The following is a 14,675-nucleotide window of genomic DNA, read 5'->3' on the forward strand; positions in this document are numbered from 1 at the left end:
ATTTCTATGATTAATCCAACTGATCGTGGATGTCGTGGCGGCGGCGCTCAACCTGCGATGCATCGACGCCACCGCGGAGTTTGTCGCTCGTTACCTCGCCAACGCGCCGAACAGTGGCGCTATGATGGTCGTTCGACGCTGCTGTCGAACCGACCGATCCGACCTGTGTCGTACTTCCGCTAGAGGTACTGCCATTGGTGGTACTCCCGTCATCGCCTCCACCGCGAACGTTCTCTAATCGCTGTTTGACGTTGCCGATGCGTTCACGGGAGTTTTCGTAGCGCTCGGGCGCTTTCTTCATCGCCTGCGACCCGCCCGAAATCATCGCTGACGCCGGGACGCCCTTCCGAACGAACGCCTTCGGGAAGATGATGAAGACGAAAATCAGTCCGACAATGGTGAGCAGCACCGACCCGAATGCCGTCGCTATACCAGCCTCAATGGGGTCCCATGAGAGACCGAAGAGGAATCGCAGCATCCCCGACTGCAACACGCGCAAGAAACACAGTCCGTAGAAGCTGGCGATGCCGGCGTTGCCAACCCACTTGATGGACGAGACTGGTGCGAGGCGGGCGACCCAGAAGATCGGCCAGAACGCCGCGAGAATGTGAATCGCCACGTAGATCATGACGATGATCGCAAGACCGATCAGGACAAGCGTTGACTGTGTGAGCGATAACGCACCAGTAAGGATGACGCCAACGCTGAGCTTCCCAGCGCCGGCCGCTGAATCAAGGAACTCACCCGCAGATGGTGCGAGTGATGTCGAAACCGCGTCGAAGAGATGCAGCGAAGCCGGCATGACGAGCAAGGCTCCGAGGAGAATCATCACGCCATGACCGGCAAGGCGCTTCAATTCCTTCTCACGGCGGTATGGATCGGCCCGGTCCATCGCAATCATAATCGCAGGGAGCAGAGCGGCCGCAGCGAACGTCATGAAGATGTAGTACGTTTCGTAGATGTCCGGCCACCAGCCGTTCTCCGGGCTGGCCCACGTGCTTGGATCGCCGACATCGCCCGGAGCCGGAATGCCGACAAAAATATCATTGAATCCGCCGATCAACTTCTTCACATTCTTCGTGACCGAATCCTCGATGAAATTCACGAACCCGCTGAGCATTTCACCGGGTCCGGGTATGCACGCGCCGGGATTCGTCACACCGCACTTCCCACCGCCCCCACCGCTGCTACTTCCGTTTCCAGAAACACTCTCGCTGACGTTTCCGCCCGTCAGTCCGGCATTCGCTCCACCAGCACCGGGTGAGGTCTGGTTACGTTGGTTCGACGCATCAAGCGGTGTCGTCTGGTTAGCACCTCCTCCGGTCGTATTCGACCCATTGAGACGGCTCAGTTGCTCACCGGAGGTGGGAGTGGATGTGGTATTCGTCGTGTTCGTTCCGTTCCCAGCCTGTGCGCTTACCGGATCAACGAACACTACACCGCCGGCAACACCGAGAACGACACAGAGCACTACGAGGAGGGCGGATACCTGCACTGCCGACCGACACGAATCTGACTCTAACATCTGGATTGGTGAGAGAACGAGTTGGTTAGGCGCGGACGTAGCCGACGGCAGCGAGCGCTGCGAACGAGAGACCCTGCGCTCCCATCGGGCCGACAGCAGCGATCACCGGATCGAGCGGCGTGCCGCTGACCGGCAGTGGCATGATCATCCCGGCCCCGCCGCCGAACACGCCGACGTTGAAGTCGAAACACGAGATCGTGCTGACGCCGATGATTTCGAGGATGGCTGCGAAGATCGGCGGGGCGAACGCGGCTGCACCCGAATAGAGCGCTCCCATCAACTGGTTGTCGCCCTCCTGCTGGGTTTGGGGCTTCTTCGACCCTTTCTTGTCCAGCCCGGACATCCCTCTGAAGATGGCTTTGAAGAGGAAATAGAGGGTCGCGGCGGCGAACACGATTGAGAGAATCTGACCGATGCCGTTGTTACAGAGCGCTTGACCGACCTGATCGAGTTGGGCCGCCGCCGGCACCGCCAGCATCGACAGGCCGATCACTACGAGTCCGGGCACGCGAACGTACCGACGGAGCGTTGCTTCGCGGTCAGCATCAACCGGCGTGCGGTGATACATCGCTGCGAGACGTGCGGCGAGTGCTGCGAGGCGTGGATACTGCTTTTTTGCCTTCTCGACGGACAGTCCAACGCGCTCGCGGGTGTTTTCGTCTGACATAGTTGTTTCCTTGGACACCTTCTTGCGGGTGGTGTTGATGTTCACCCCTCTCTCCCAGTACAGGATAAAATCTGTTCGAGTGTATTTTGAACTACATATTATTCTGACTGTTTTGAAGGGGGGGGGGGGTGATATACCAGTTTAAATTCAATATCAAAATACACGACGCACAGTTCACATCCTGCATTGGAAAAGAGAGGGGTGTATGTGCGATACTGGAAGCGACTCGGCCTCGTTAGCAGACCTCCATCCCGACTTGAGCCAACTGTTTCCACAGCCCAACAAGACTTCACAAGAAGTCGTGCGAGCGATTTTCGGCCTCAAGCAGGGCGAGATACGCGCATATTTTGCCCTCACCGACCAGCCACATAGCTCGACAGATCAGCTTGCAGACGAACTCGATCAGCACCGACGCTATGTCGCCCGCTCACTCCGCGGACTCCACGAGGTCAACCTTGCTGAACGCGAGCACCAAACCCTCGAAAACGGTGGGCGGGGGTACGTGTATGAGCCTGCCCCCGTCGAGGAGATGAAGCAGTATCTCGACGATCAACTCACCGAATGGACCACTCATCTCCGGGCTGAAATCGAAACCCTCGAAACCGAAATCGAGGCTGAACTTGCTGCCGATGGTGGCGCAAATGAAAATAGCTGTTCTCAGAGTGGGGATGAGTGAAATGCATCGCCGCGGCCACACTGGAATTGCAATGCTCGCGTACGCGCCCGTAGCGTACATCTTTCTCCGGGGTGGACAGCCGGCCCTCGCGCTCGGCGGACTGCTCGGCGTGCTTTGCGTTGAACCGGTTCCTGACAACGATTTCTGGCTGCCGGGGTTGCGACATCGTGGGATCAGTCATTCGTTGCTGGGTGCGCTCGTCGTCGGCAGCCTCCTCGGCGTGGGTGGATGGCTTCTTGCAGCGGGACTGAACGGGCTGCTGGCTCGTCCCGTTGCCACGCTCGTTTCACTCCCAATGCAAATCGATGACAGTATCGTGGGAGAGCTTATCGGCCTGTTTCACACTCTCGATAGCGAGGCGCTTGCTGGCCTCGGCTTCGCCGTCGGCGTGTTCGGTGTCCTCGTTCACTTGCTTGGCGACGTTATCACTGTCGCCGGAATCAGACCGTTTCTGCCGGTCTCGTCACGCCGCGTCTCGCTCTCGCCACTCCGTTCGCACAGTCCGACCGCGAATAGTGTGCTCTTCGGTCTCGGCATTCTCGCGCTCGTGGTCGTGGTCGTGACGGCTGCGCCGGGTGTCCTCAGCAGCGGGATAGGTGTGCCGCAAGGATGTCCGCTCGCCAGTGGCCCATCCACGTCGCATCCCAATGAGTGCGTTCCATCGTTTGACCTCTCGCCCGTCGGTGTCGCTGCTGGACAGAGCGCCAACGAGACGAACGCTTCCGTCGCGTTCGCCAATCAAACGTCGAATGGAACGAACGTCACCGTCGAGAGTGTGACACTCCCCGAAGGTGGGTTCATTGCCATCCACAGCAGCGGCTACACGACCGGCGCAGCATCCGCTGAGTCCTCAATCATCGCCACCTCGAAGTATCTCAAACCGGGCAATTACTCGACCGTCACAATCGACATCTCGAATGCACCGCCGGGCAACTATCCCGGCTTGAATCGCTCCCGGCTGAACGCTTCGGAGCCGCTCACGGCGATGATTCACCGAGATACGGATGGCAACGAGCGGATGGATTTCATTGCGTCGGTCGGTGCAAACGACACGGCCTACACCATCGACGGAAGCCCGGTTGCTGACTCGGCAGGTGTCACGGTCCCGACCGAGACCCGCGAGCAGGCGTCGGTGAGCGTTCGCAACCAGACTGTTCAAAGTGACTCAGTGACGATTGAAAGCGCTCGACTGCCTGACGGCGGGTTCCTCGTCGTTCACAACGATAGCTATCTCCCACCGGAAAGCGCCCCGCTCGAAAGCGCCGTCGGTGTCACGTCGTATCTCGAAGCCGGCCAGCACAACGGCGTGAGCGTCCCGCTGCTCGACGGAGCCGTTGAAGAAGACCAGCAGCTAATCGCGGTCCCCTACCGCGACACGAACGGCAATCAGCGCTACGACTACATCGCCAGCGATGGATTCCAAGATACGGCCTACGAAAACCGGACGGGCAACCAGTCGGTCATTGTCAACGACATGGCGGATGTTGCGGTCGAAGGTACTGAGAGTGCCACTGAAAGCAGGGAAACATCGACCGCGACACCGGTTGATACCACGACCTCGTTCAAGATCACGAATCTCTCGGTGAGCAACCGAACGGCACACGTCGGTGATGAAGTGACCGTCACGGCACGAATCACCAACCCCCGCGACTCACGCCTCGACGGTGAACTCGCGCTTGCCACAGCGGGAGAAGCTGTCGAGACCCAGCAAGTCGCACTATTCGCGCAGGAAAGTCGAACAGTGACGTTCACCCACTCGTACGACGCGGCGGGTGAATACGTGATCAAAGTCGGCGATCACACCCAGCGGATACGAATCGTCGAGGAAGGCGCACCGCTGACACCGATGACGACGACTGGAGAGGCAGGCCCAGCGAATGCGAACAACTCTGAGTCACAAGCGGCAAAGAGTGATTCAGGGGGATCGCTGAGTCTCACCGACATCATACTTCTCGTCGTACTGGTCAGTATTTTCGCAGGACTGATTTGGGCGCTCTTCACCCTCCGCAAACGGATCTGAGCGATGTCCGACGCTGACATTCAGCTTTCGCGTCGGCAGTTCCTCGCTGGTTGCGGAGCTGTCGGAGCCGCCGCAACAGGTATGCCTACCGTTCGCGGAGCGGACAGCCGTCAGCCCGACACGCGCCCATCTTCGGACTCACTTCAAGCACTCGGGACGGGCGGGCAGATTTCACCGGAAGGACAGCGAGCGATAGCCGACGTTGGCCGCCGATTCCAGCAGCAGCGCCCGGCGATAGAGCAGACCGTCGATGCAGTGAAAGACATCGGACTCGACCCATCGGGGAAAACACCGGTCAATGGGGAGCTTGGTGAAGCGCTCTCAGGTCTCTCGAACGCCCGCATCACGTTTCCGAGCGACGGAACGTTTCAACTCACAGAACAAATCACCGTTCGACCAAATGGGCCTATCGAGATCGCTGGGAATGGCTGTTCGTTCGTGATTCCAGCGGGAAAGGAGACCAAGAGCTTCATCTTCGTGCTGCCGTCGGGCAGTCTCATTAGCGACATTACGATTGACCAGAGCGCGAAGGGTGTCGTCCAGGAACTCGGCATCCAAGCCGAAAGCGGCGTCGTACACGCGAAAAACGTGACCATCAAAGGCTACGCACCAGCCAAATCGAACGTCGGACCGACAGGTAACAATCCAAGCGTTGACGCGATGTTCTCACCTATCGCAAAGACCGGGGATTCGGTCGTTCGCGTGACGAATTTCAAAGCAATCGGCGGAACAGCCGCCGGCACGCACGATGAAGCGGACCTCCCCGAATCCGCGCCGGAAAACCGCCTCGGAGCGCCGATGGGCGTCTGGGTCGGCCGCTCAAACCAAGGCACGATTCAGATGGTCAATCCCACGCTTTCTGGGTGGTCGAACGGGATGTATTCGGGCCGAACGAAGGGTGTCGTCGAAGTTCGCGGTGGCACGTTCATCAACAACTTCAACGCACAAACAAGAATCGGCGGTGGGTCAATCGTCGATGGCGCGTCGATGCTGCTCGATGACCGCCAGTGGTCGGACAAAGGACCGTTCAAGATCGGCCATCAAGGCGTCTATGCTGTCCGCGTCGATGCAAAACACGGGAACCAAACTGACCCGGCGACGTTCAAGAATCTCAAGGTCGTCGCTAAATCGATGCGCGAGGGTGCGGCGCTATTCGACTGGGAGAGCGCCTCCGGTCCCGGTATCGTTCGTAACTGCCACATTACGAACCACCTCGACCGCCCGGTGTTCCTCGGGGAGAACCCGTCGGCTCCAGCAGCGACGAACATTCTGGTCGATCAGTGTCTCATCGACGGACGTTCACCGAGTGGTGTGATGGAAATGCAGGGTCGGCCACAGTCGCGTATTCAGCGCACGTGCATTCAATTGCCGAATGCGGGGCCAGACAGTATCAGCGGGGCGCAAATCAGCGATGGAGTGAGCTTCGGCAAGCAGTGTACGAGTGGCAGCGGTTTGAGTAAGCCGGGGAAGGTCGGCTCGGGCGGGAATATTAGCTCACTTCCGGCACCGAACGTGAGTTACAGCGGCACCGGCTCTGGCGCTCGGCGATCTCCGAATCAGGGCAACTGGATCGGCCAATTGGCGGCTGGTGTCGCACAGGTCATGACACTCGGCTTTCTCTTCCTCGTCTCGCTGTTTGGCTTCGTGATACTGGCTGCGAAAAGTCTCATCTCGGGCGATTAGGCGACTACCGGAATATAGATGGATAGCCGAACTTCTTTTTGAGGAACTGACCATAGAGCCACCAGCTTCCAACCAATCCACAGATCATTCCGAAATTCACCATCCACATGTCTGCATCGATGAGTCCCATGCTGTCCGCGGTCCCATAGACCACAGCGACCAGAACGAAAATCACCAATATACCGGGGATGGCGGCAAGCCAAAACCCAGCCCTTCGCTTTGCACGCGACAGAAAGCTCTCGCGCTTCATCCGCTGAGCCGGTGGCTGGTTGTACTGCTCTCGGGGTCTCCACCTTTCGTGGTGGGGAGGGGGCCGGTTGGCAGACTGCTCCGAGGCCCTTTCTCTGTGTTCCTCTTGGTGGGAGGGTGCATGGGAAGTGTACTGGTTCGTCGCCCGCCATTCCTCACGTTGGCTCGGTTGACGGTCGGTATAGTGATCGGAAGCCATGCGTTTCTCTCGTTTGTTGTCAGTGATAATTGTTATGCCGAGTCTTGCGGGGCGGGGTCGAGCGCATCAGTAGCGTGCTTGCAGGTTTCGACCGCGTGCTGGGTGTCGTTCGGTCGCTGCTCTCCGTCATCAAATGAATGGATGTCGTCAGTCATTCGTCAGTCTGGATGTAGCGTGCGGCTTCGTCCGCTATCTGATCGGTCGTTTCAGTGGTAATGAGCACGAACTCGTCGAGTTGTATCAATCACGCCGGGAAATCGTCCGGACGATTCAGAATCGGGAACGCAGAGTCGTGCTGGAGTCATCACCGGCTGATGCGAACTGGATATCGAACATTACGATGGAAGAACACGATGCCCAGCACGTCCAGAAATTCCTTCAGCAATTTTCGGACACCGAATCATGATAAGAAGATGCAAAAAACCACCAATATCTGACGGAGGCAGAAACAATAGATTAGACGACAAGGGAAATAGCGAAAAATCCTCGACTCCGTCCAAGCTCACGCCGATTAGCCCAACACCGACTGTTTGTGAGAGGTGCTCTGGATAACAGCAAGTTAAGTCCACGGAGCACCTCTTGGCTGGTATGTCCAGAGCCAGCCGGAAAATCGACCGTGACCCTGAGAAACCCCCTCGGGGAGCGAGTGGTACAGGGGCTCCAGATGGGTTCACTATCCCCGAGCGGTTCGTCGCCCGCGTTGTGAATATCGATTTGAGTTCGACCGAGAGTACTGATCGTTCAAGACGCAACTCCTCCGTCCCGCGGAATCCAGAGAAACCGGCACCGGACGAAAGCGGTGCGTGGAACAAACGCGGGTTCAGGACTGTTGATCGAATCGTCAACTGGATCGTCACCGGCGATCCAGATATGCCGTAGCGTCCGTTTCTGAGTCCGTCATCACAGAGCGGTGAATCACCTCGGCGCGTCGTTCTCGGAGTACGCTTAGTAGCCCTGTCGCTACGGGTCGCTGCTGCTCCAGAATCGGCTTCTACGACGTGATCTCCTCGATGAGTTCAAAGCCGTCAACGACCTCGATCTGGCCGTCGAATCCGGCGTCTTCGACAGCAGCAACGCTTCCCTCTCCGGCATGGGTGTCGGTCGTGACGAGGTAGATATACGCCGCCTCATCGGCGTCGAGAAGCTGGACGGCAACACCGGCGAGCGCTGTATCGGCTTTTTCGATGGTATCCTCGTTACGGTTCGAGGCCCGCGCGATGTAGCCGCGAACGCCGTCCATGACCGTCGCGACTGTGGGATTCGCGTAGTCGAGGGGATCAGCGACCCGGACCCAGCCAGCATCGATGGCAGTGTTGATCGGTGTTTCGTCGGGTGTACTTCGCTCGGGAGCCCCACCCAGCTCATCGTAGACGCGGTGGGGGATAACGAACGTCCTGTCGTGCCGTTGTGCGAAGCGGGCCAGTGCGGTATACTTATCGTTCTGCTGGCGTCCACACGCGATGAACAGGCCGGTATCGGCGATCCACGCCGAACTCCCGGCGTTGGCCGTGTCGAGTTCCGTCATCCGAGGATGAGTTCTCGTTTACCCGTCCTCGCGGGGTGGGTTGTCTCGCGCGTTCCGGATCCGATCGAAGTATGGATCGTGCTCTTGCATGTCGAGGACGACCTCTCGGAGAGCGTGCAGGACAGCGATCCCGAACGCAGGCTGGAGACCGAGTTCGCGAGCAGCAACGCGTTCGGACATTGTGCCCTCTGTATATGGAATCGCATAGGTGAGTGCGGCGGCGAGCTTGCCGATGCCATGCTTTTCGACGAGGAGGCTGAGATCCGGGTCTCGGGGGGCCCGGCCGATCGCGTCGATGAGTGTCGGGGTGATAGTGTACTCATCCTCGTCAAGAATCGTCGTGAGCACGACAGACAGCGCGGTGTAGGTATGGGTTTTCTGTGTCTCATCGCGGGTGAGCACGCCCAGTTCAACGAGCGACGCGGCGTCGGAGTAGGCCGTCGTTCGCGGAATGCCGAGGTCCGCGACGATCTCATCGATAGTCACGTCGTCGCTCCGAAGAACGTGTGTATAGAGACGGGCGAGGCGCGGCTCGTCGAGAAGATCTGCGACCGCGATGAACCCGTCGACGGCGCGTTCGGGATCGCCTTTGGCTGTCGACATACAATACATGATTCGTGTATTGAGTAATAACCCTTGGGGTGAGAGCTTCGGAGCACACCAGAAGGACCTCAGGGCGGTGTCGAATCCTTAGTAGTCACCGAAGTGCCGCCGATTCCCGGCGTCTATGTCGATTCCATGGACGACTTCCCGGCAGGTCCGCTGATGAACAAAGCCCTGACGGTGAATACGGGTCAAACACACGTTCAGCGCTACCTCGACCCGCTGTTGGAGCGTATCGAGGCCGGCGATATCGACCCGTCATTCGCCGTCACCCACGAGGAGCCACTGCAGAAGGGACCCGAGATGTACGAGACCTTCCGCGACAAGGACGACGACTGCATCAAGGTTGTGCTGACACCTTGATGAAGGGAAAACGACGATTCGATACATGAAAACCCGGTCAGTCAAGCGGCGTAGCGAACCGCCGATTCGGCGCTCCTCAAAGAACGAATTCCGGCGTTGCAAAATCAGGCGTTCGTTTTATTGAGAACGTATGCGTCGGTAGGGATGAGGACAAACAATGACAGATTCACTCGAAGGCAAGAGCGTCGCGGTCTTTCTCGCACCGATGGGCACAGAAGAGGTCGAATTCACCGACCCAAAAGAAGCCGTCGAGGACGCCGGGGCGAGCGTCGATGTGGTCGGAGCCGAGACCGGCGACGTCGAAACCGTCAACGGCGACATCAATCCCGGTGGCTTATACGAGGTCGAGAGGACGTTTTCCGAGGTCTCCGTCGAGGACTACGACGGTCTCGTGGTTCCGGGCGGTTGTGTGGGCGCGGACCAGCTCCGGGCCGACGACGACGCGGTGGGGTTCGTCCACGACTTTTTCGAGACCGAGAAACCGTTGTGTGTCATCTGTCACGGTCCGTGGACGTTGGTCGAGGCCGACGTGGTGGATGGCCGGACGCTGACCTCCTTTCACAGCCTCGAAACCGACATCCGCAACGCGGGCGGCGAGTGGGTCGATGAGGAAGTCGTCGTGGACGAGGGGCTGGTGACCAGCCGCAACCCCAACGACCTCGATGCCTTCTGTGACAAAGTGGTCGAGGAAATCGAAGAAGGCCCACACGAGGACCGCGAGACCGAAGACGTTTGAATCGGTGAAAACGAGCGCCGACCGACGAATTCTTCGGCACGTTCGGCCGGGTCTGGAACGCTTGCCTAAGTTAACACTGCTGCTCAGTGTAGCAGTAATCGCAGGTTGCAGCTTGCTGGCTGATTCTAAAGGTTAAAGACAGTCCCGGTGAGTACACCGTCCGCATTTGGTGATGATCGGGTTTCTGTGCGCTGTCACGCATCGATGCGAGTACGAAGCTATCGACCCGCCGACGCAGACCGGAGGTTCAATACTATCCCGGTCCCACGGCGAGTATGGGAGCACCCGACCGCGAACCGGAGGTGAGCGACGAGGCGATCCTGACGGTGTTCGTTCGGCGCGACGAATCCGACCTACACGCCCGTGAGGTGGCCGAGGACCTGCCGATGGAGCGCGACGACCTGAACGACCGCCTCGACGACCTCTACGAGCGCAGCCTCCTCGACAGCGAGGGCGTTCCGGGCGGGACGGTGTGGTCCATCGCGCCCGGCGTCGAAGACGACCTCTCGCCCTCTGACGAAGCAACCGAAACGAGTGTCGAGGCGCAGGCCGCAAGCGACACCGACCTCGAAACGTCGTCGCGCCGGACGGATACTCAGTCTGGAGGTGTGGGGATGGGAGAGGACGAATCGGTCGGGGATGCGGAGGAACCGACCACGGACCTGATCGCAGCAATCGACTTGCCGGGGACGCCCGACAAACAGGAGGACCGGCGCGCGGCGCTCCGGGCGGCGTATCGCTACCTTCGGGAGGGTGCCACCGCCCAGAAGGAGGACATCACGACGGAGGTGTTTCCCGACAACCCCGCTGGCTACGAAACCCCGGACGACGGCTGGTGGCAACAAGTCGTCCGTCCGGGCTTGGTTGCGCTGCCGGACGTAGAACAACAGGACGACGAATGGCGATTCGTCGGCGACGAGGAAGACGAAGAGCGCATCTGATAACAAGTCGTGTTTCTCTGAAACGAAAATCCCAGCAGAATCGCTGACGGAGAGGATCGTGGACCGGGTACCTCGACCGTTTTTATCCGCTGCCACCGAACCCGCCACGTATGCGAGCCGTTCGGTATCACGAGCACGGCGGGCCGGATGTACTGCAAGTGGACGAAATCGACCGACCGACCCCCGAGGAAAATGAGGTTCTCGTGGAGGTTCGGGCCGCGAGCGTCAACGCGGTCGATGCGAGGTTTCGGTCGGGAAGCTACGGCGACGTGTCGCTCCCGGCGATTCCCGGCGGCGACGCGGCAGGGGTCGTCGCGGAGGTAGGCGATGGAGTCGAGGAATTCGCGGCTGGCGACCGGGTTTTCGCCGGCGGGATGGGACACGGTGAGGGTGGGACCTTCGCCGAATACGCCACGATTCCAGCAATGAAGGTGGCACATCTCCCCGAAAGCGTCTCGTTCGAGGTTGGTGGTGCAATCCCGAACGTGGGCGTGACCGCGTGGATGGCGTTCGTGGAACACGCGGGTCTCAAACCCACCGAATACTGTCTCGTCCACGGCGGGAACGGCGGCGTCGGGCACGCCGCTGTCCAGTTGAGTGCGGCGATGGGTGCTGACGTGCTCGCAACCGCTGGCTCTGCGGAACTGCGCGAACAGGTCCGCGACCTCGGCGCAGTCGCGGCGTTCGACTACGACAGCGAGACGCTCGCAGATGAAATCCACGAGGCGACCGATGGCGAGGGCGTTGACGTGATTCTCGACCATCGCCTCGATGACTACCTCGGTCTCGATTTGACTGTTGCTGCCCAGAATGGACGCATCATCACCATCACGGGCGGCATTCCGGCGGTTGAGGACGCGCCGCTGCAAGCAAAGGAACCCACCATCAAAGGGATGGCCATCGCCAACACGCCTGATCGCCAGCCCGTTCTCCGTCGCATCGCGCGCCTCGTGGAACGCGGCGACCTGAACCCTGAAATCGCCGAGACCTACGATTTCGAGGGGGCCGGCGAGGCCCACCGCGCCGTCACCGAGGGCGGCTACGTCGGCAAACTCGTCGTCCGTCCGTAATTCAGGGATTTCGTGGTTGGTGAACGATGTCTCCCGTTGTTCGACCGGACTGCTTTCCGTTTCCGAACTGAGAACACGATCTGAAGTTCGATGGTGTGTACGAACGAAGCACCCCCTTGCAAGTTCAGGCCCTCTCTTTAGGTGACACCTGTGTGTTCTTCGATAACGAGGGCCATACAATGGAGGACATACGCACGAAACGAAGACGGCAGGGAGTGGAGACTCCGAGGAACGAGAGAAACGGGGGAAGCCAATGAGAGCACTGGCGTGGCACGGCGAAGAGGACGTTCGCGTCGATGACGTTCCCGAACCCGAGATCGAGAACCCGACCGACGCGATAATCGATGTTACAGCGACCGCCATCTGTGGCTCGGACCTCCACCTGTATGATGGGTATATGCCGTCGATGCAAGAGGGCGACGTGCTGGGTCACGAGCCGATGGGTGAAGTAATCGAAGTCGGCAGCGATGTCGAAACCATAGAAGAAGGCGACCGCGTGGTCGTCCCCTTTACGATTAGCTGTGGCTCGTGTTGGTTCTGCGAGAACGACCTCTACTCACTCTGTGACGAGTCGAATCCAAACGCGGAGATGGCCCGCGAGAATATGGGCCACTCACCGGCCGGGTTGTTCGGGTACTCGCATATGCTGGGCGGTTTTGCAGGCGGACAGGCCGAGCAGTTGCGCGTGCCGTATGCGGATGTCGGTCCGGTCAAAATCGATTCGGACCTGCCCGACGAGCAGGTACTCTTCCTTTCGGATATTTTCCCGACGGGGTACATGGGTGCCGAAAACGCCGATATCGACGAGGGTGATACCGTTGCGGTCTGGGGCTGTGGACCAGTCGGACAGTTCGCCATCCAGAGTGCTCACATGCTCGGCGCTGACAGGGTAGTGGCCATCGACCGCGTGCCCGAACGGCTGGAGATGGCACGCGAACACGGCGAGGCCGAAACCATCGACTACGAGGACGAAGACGTCTACGACCGTCTGATGGACATGACCGGAAATCGGGGGCCGGACGGGTGCATCGACGCGGTCGGGTCGGAGGCCCACGGTCTCGACGGGGATTATAGTGGGATGGACCGACCATACGTGCTCCAGCAGGCGGTCAAGTCCTGTCGCAAGGGTGGTACGCTCTCGATGCCGGGCGTCTATATCGACATGATGGACGACTTCCCGATCGGCCCGCTAATGAACAAAGCTATAACGGTGAAAACGGGCCAAACCCACGTCCAACGCTACCTCGACCCGCTGTTGGAGCGCATCGAGGCCGGCGATATCGACCCGTCGTTCGTCATCACTCACGAGGAGCCACTGGAGAACGGTCCCGACCTCTACGAGACCTTCCGTGACAAGGAGGACGACTGCATCAAGGTGGTGTTGACACCATAAGGGCGTCCGGTACACACCCGGTGGTCGATGCCACGGGAGCGAACGCGCCCATCGACGCCGAATGTGGCGATGGACGAGACGGATACCGTCATATCGATAGACCACCACTGTCACACGATGGTCGCACTCTACCCCATCCTATCGCTCCTCATCGTGTTCGCGCTCTCGGCGCTGATCGTCCGGATCGGGTCGATCGCGTTCAGGATGACCGGGATGTCGTCGGACGTCGCCTCGTTTCAAGCCGCGTCGGCGTACTCGGGCGCGGGATTCACGACCGACGAGGCGGAAGTCATCACGGAATCACTCGGACGCCGGAAGATCGCTCAACGGCTCATCCGCCTCGGAAGCGTCGGCATCATCAGCGGTATCGCCTCGCTCACGCTCTCGTTTACCGGTAGCGGGAACAACAACATCGGGACGATTGCACTCATCGTCGGTGGCGCTGTCGTGGTCTACCTGTTCGCGCGCAGTCGATGGGTCGAACGAGTCACCACACCCCTCATCGAGCGGACGCTCGCCCGCACGACAGACCTGCGTCTGCGTGATTATACGCAGGTGCTCGGGCTACGGAACGGTTATCGCGTCGCCGAGATCGACGTCGATGCGGAGGACTGGCTCACCGCGGGGTCGATAGCCGAGTTGGACCTCCCCGCCGAAGGCGTGCTCCCGCTGGCCGTCGAGCGCGCCGACGGCACGTATATCGGCGTGCCGGGGCCCGATGTGGAAAAACAGCCTGACGACACACTCGTATTGTTCGGACAGGAAGACCGATTACAGGAACTCTCGGGCCGTCACGAGACCGACACTCAAGCGCGCGAGGACGCGGTCGAAGACCACCAAGACCGCCTCGAAGCGCGTGATCAATCTGCATGACCGAGGTTCCAGAATCGTCTTGTCCAACGCAAACGAGACTCGTCCCTACCGCTTCCGTCCGTCCGCCACAGGTTGGGGGGAACTGTATGACTAAGAGGAGTAATCCCCGAACGATGAACAGGTGCGGGCGTGACCTACTACCGGACTGTGAA

The 14,675-nt window shown here is 59.7% G+C and carries 14 protein-coding genes and 1 pseudogene; 9 read left to right on the forward strand and 6 right to left on the reverse strand.

Translation table 11 applies throughout. From position 1 onward, the window contains the following. Positions 1 to 10: 10 nt before the first annotated feature. Together ACP97_RS15505 and ACP97_RS15510 are read right to left on the reverse strand one after the other, a co-directional pair. Complete coding sequence (locus ACP97_RS15505; RefSeq protein ID WP_049998751.1) at positions 11 to 1,120, reverse strand: hypothetical protein; 1,110 nt, start codon at positions 1,118 to 1,120, stop codon at positions 11 to 13. Positions 1,121 to 1,550: 430 nt separating this feature from the next. Then, complete coding sequence (locus ACP97_RS15510) at positions 1,551 to 2,192, reverse strand: hypothetical protein (RefSeq protein ID WP_154020042.1); 642 nt, start codon at positions 2,190 to 2,192, stop codon at positions 1,551 to 1,553. Between the two features lie 205 nt (positions 2,193 to 2,397). On the opposite strand from ACP97_RS15510, the gene ACP97_RS15515 reads away from it, so the two are divergent. The 3 genes from ACP97_RS15515 (at position 2,398) to ACP97_RS15525 (ending at position 6,571) form a co-directional block, all read left to right on the forward strand. Continuing rightward, a complete protein-coding gene (locus ACP97_RS15515; protein WP_049998753.1) occupies positions 2,398 to 2,868 on the forward strand; it encodes a helix-turn-helix domain-containing protein in 471 nt (156 codons plus the stop codon). A 1-nt stretch (position 2,869) separates the two neighbouring features. Continuing rightward, a complete protein-coding gene (locus ACP97_RS15520; protein WP_161782638.1) occupies positions 2,870 to 4,888 on the forward strand; it encodes a DUF7282 domain-containing protein in 2,019 nt (672 codons plus the stop codon). An 81-nt stretch (positions 4,889 to 4,969) separates the two neighbouring features. Beyond that, positions 4,970 to 6,571 carry a hypothetical protein gene (locus tag ACP97_RS15525; protein ID WP_237561206.1) on the forward strand — a complete coding sequence of 534 codons (1,602 nt, stop codon included), beginning with the start codon at positions 4,970 to 4,972 and terminating at the stop codon, positions 6,569 to 6,571. 4 nt (positions 6,572 to 6,575) lie between these two features. Here the strand turns inward: ACP97_RS15525 and ACP97_RS20040 are convergent, their stop codons facing one another. From ACP97_RS20040 to ACP97_RS15540, 4 genes are all read right to left on the reverse strand, one after another. Next, positions 6,576 to 6,821, reverse strand: coding sequence for a hypothetical protein (locus tag ACP97_RS20040; protein ID WP_154020044.1), 246 nt, complete (start codon positions 6,819 to 6,821; stop codon positions 6,576 to 6,578). 230 nt (positions 6,822 to 7,051) lie between these two features. Beyond that, a complete protein-coding gene (locus ACP97_RS21085; RefSeq protein ID WP_272913457.1) occupies positions 7,052 to 7,174 on the reverse strand; it encodes a hypothetical protein in 123 nt (40 codons plus the stop codon). 836 nt (positions 7,175 to 8,010) lie between these two features. Then, complete coding sequence (locus ACP97_RS15535) at positions 8,011 to 8,544, reverse strand: hypothetical protein (protein WP_049998757.1); 534 nt, start codon at positions 8,542 to 8,544, stop codon at positions 8,011 to 8,013. Positions 8,545 to 8,562: 18 nt separating this feature from the next. Continuing rightward, positions 8,563 to 9,147, reverse strand: a complete 585-nt coding sequence (locus ACP97_RS15540; protein WP_005041100.1) for a DUF7437 domain-containing protein — start codon at positions 9,145 to 9,147, stop codon at positions 8,563 to 8,565. A gap of 111 nt (positions 9,148 to 9,258) precedes the next feature. Here ACP97_RS15540 and ACP97_RS15545 point away from each other — a divergent pair. The 6 genes and pseudogenes from ACP97_RS15545 to ACP97_RS15570 all read left to right on the forward strand — a co-directional run. Further along, positions 9,259 to 9,510, forward strand: a pseudogene (locus tag ACP97_RS15545) (glutathione-dependent formaldehyde dehydrogenase); the annotation flags it as partial. A gap of 157 nt (positions 9,511 to 9,667) precedes the next feature. Continuing rightward, the gene (locus tag ACP97_RS15550) at positions 9,668 to 10,246 is read left to right on the forward strand and encodes a type 1 glutamine amidotransferase domain-containing protein (protein ID WP_049998759.1); all 579 of its coding nucleotides are present in this window, start codon (positions 9,668 to 9,670) and stop codon (positions 10,244 to 10,246) included. Positions 10,247 to 10,521: 275 nt separating this feature from the next. Beyond that, positions 10,522 to 11,187 (forward strand): hypothetical protein, encoded by a 666-nt coding sequence (locus ACP97_RS15555; RefSeq protein WP_049998760.1) that lies wholly within the window; start codon positions 10,522 to 10,524, stop codon positions 11,185 to 11,187. A gap of 110 nt (positions 11,188 to 11,297) precedes the next feature. Beyond that, a complete protein-coding gene (locus ACP97_RS15560; protein ID WP_049998761.1) occupies positions 11,298 to 12,257 on the forward strand; it encodes an NADPH:quinone reductase in 960 nt (319 codons plus the stop codon). Positions 12,258 to 12,510: 253 nt separating this feature from the next. Continuing rightward, on the forward strand, positions 12,511 to 13,650 hold the full coding sequence (locus ACP97_RS15565) for a zinc-dependent alcohol dehydrogenase (protein WP_049998762.1): 1,140 nt from the start codon (positions 12,511 to 12,513) through the stop codon (positions 13,648 to 13,650). A 69-nt stretch (positions 13,651 to 13,719) separates the two neighbouring features. After that, the gene (locus tag ACP97_RS15570) at positions 13,720 to 14,523 is read left to right on the forward strand and encodes a TrkA C-terminal domain-containing protein (RefSeq protein ID WP_237561207.1); all 804 of its coding nucleotides are present in this window, start codon (positions 13,720 to 13,722) and stop codon (positions 14,521 to 14,523) included. Positions 14,524 to 14,675 lie beyond the last annotated feature (152 nt).

This window comes from Halococcus sediminicola, assembly GCF_000755245.1.
Lineage (GTDB): Archaea > Halobacteriota > Halobacteria > Halobacteriales > Halococcaceae > Halococcus > Halococcus sediminicola.